Source organism: Epilithonimonas hispanica, assembly GCF_003385395.1.
In the GTDB taxonomy this organism is placed as follows: domain Bacteria; phylum Bacteroidota; class Bacteroidia; order Flavobacteriales; family Weeksellaceae; genus Epilithonimonas; species Epilithonimonas hispanica.
The window spans coordinates 1-1,933 of record NZ_QNUG01000099.1; the positions used below are offsets into that span (position 1 = coordinate 1).

A 1,933-nucleotide genomic window follows, 5' to 3' on the forward strand; every position below is an offset into this window, starting at 1 on the left:
ATAACAGCATTAACTTTCATTCAGTTTGTAAATGTTTTTGTTTTCAGTAGAAAAATGAATAGACTTAAAATTGAATTAATTTAATAATGCACTACGAGTTATTTACATATTTTCCATTGTACTTGTAAAGGTCAATAACTATTTCGTTTTTGTTTTCGGTTCTGTTGGAAAAAACACAAACATTTTTTTCCGTCAAGAAAAAATCAGAATTTGTGTTATAGGTTTTACCTCGTTCATAATAATAATTATTATCTGAATTTATAATAGTAGGAAGAGGGGTTTTATCCTTAGTTGCAAATTCTGATATTTCAGTATTTTCTATAACCCAAGCATTGGAAGATTTTTCATTAACATAAACAATTTTATTCTCATATTTTTTAAAGTTGCCAGTATATTGGAGAAATAATTTTGGAAAAAAAGAAAGCGAATCGCTTCTTATGATGTTTAGTTTCTCAATGGTTTTAGTATTTAAATCAAAATAAAAGAATCCAAAATTGAAACCGTTTCCATCGTAATATTCTCCTAGAAATAATATTTTTTCTTTGTTAAGAAAAATCGCATTTACGACTTTGATTTTATCACTTATTAATTTATTATTTAGATACAATTTCCAATTTTGAGTATATAATAGATTTTTTGAAATATTTAAAATTACTGGATTGAAATTCTTATTGATTTGGAATTTAAACGTCGATTTTTCAGTGAAATTTTCATCTAAAGTCAGAAACTTTCCCTCTACAAATTGATTTTCAGAATTTGATTGTTTTTTATATAATGCAATAAGATTCGAAGGTGCGGAAAAATATTTATTTTCTGTATTATAACTTTTAACAACTCGAAATTCACTTTCTTTAAAATTTCTATTGAAAATATATTTCTTGCTATCATTTTTAAATACAAAATTGATAAGAATTATGAGTATAAGAAAAATATTAATTATCAAAAGATGCTTTATCTTCATTAGAAAACTTTAAAGATATTATTGTTAAAAAAATCAAAGAAAAATTTATAAATAAATGTTTCTCAAATGAAAGTCCATTTAAAACTCCTCCACATCCGCAAACCTCGTAGCGGTTTGTAAAATTTAGAAATGTAATATATATTGTGAAAACCATAAAAATTATCAAACTTGCAAATAAGCCTTTCTTTTTGAAAATTAAAAGAATGATAATATTTAGTAATTCAATAACTAAAACCAAGTACGTCAAAATCTTAGCTCCCAAAGAACCATATAAACCAGTTTTAAAAATGTTGCTTGTAAATGCCGGTATATCAATCACTTTATTAACAAAAACATAAGTTAAAAAGAGTATTAAGAAATAATAAATTATTTCTGATATGTTTTTTCTACTTGATGATTTCGATATAGTTATCATTATCTTTTAAATATTTAAGCATTAAATTTTCTTGCTTTTTAATATAATCTGACGACAGTGGCTTCGCTAATGTCATATAATCTCCATCGGGGTAAGTAATGATGTTTTCCTTTAATTTTTTTGCAGGATCTACTTTATAATTTTTAAATGCTTTGTAATATTTTTCTTTAGAAGTTTTTATAGTACGACTGAAAATTTTGGGAGTAAACACACCCTCTTCCTTAATCTTTTCTAAACCAACTATTTTAAAAATATAAGAATCTGTTTCATCTCTTGCTGACACTATCAATCCTGGCAAGCCCCCAAATTTATATGGGCCATAGGCAAATGGTATTTCAGTTGTGAAATTTACAATCCATTTTCTTCCGCCTATTGTCGCTGTTGCTTCTTGAGAATTATAATTCTCGATTTTTACTTTTCTTGCAGAAATATCCCATTTTGCATCTTTACCGTCAGGATGTAAATTCCAGTGATATTGACCACCCAATTTCAAATCAAAGTGACCAGGTAATTTCGGTTTAAATTGACCACCCTTAATTTTGATAAAAACTCTTGTT

At 25.9% G+C, this 1,933-nt stretch carries 3 protein-coding genes; all 3 read right to left on the reverse strand.

The window, feature by feature from the left end; genetic code table 11:
- Positions 1-91 precede the first annotated feature (91 nt).
- On the reverse strand, positions 92-607 hold the full coding sequence (locus tag DRF58_RS18310) for a hypothetical protein (RefSeq protein WP_123902447.1): 516 nt from the start codon (positions 605-607) through the stop codon (positions 92-94).
- A 325-nt stretch (positions 608-932) separates the two neighbouring features.
- A complete protein-coding gene (locus DRF58_RS17945; RefSeq protein WP_123902448.1) occupies positions 933-1,376 on the reverse strand; it encodes a MauE/DoxX family redox-associated membrane protein in 444 nt (147 codons plus the stop codon).
- Positions 1,348-1,933 (reverse strand): GLPGLI family protein (locus tag DRF58_RS17950; protein WP_116037316.1); only part of this gene is annotated, 586 nt, incomplete at its 5' end. The genes DRF58_RS17950 and DRF58_RS17945, both read right to left, overlap by 29 nt.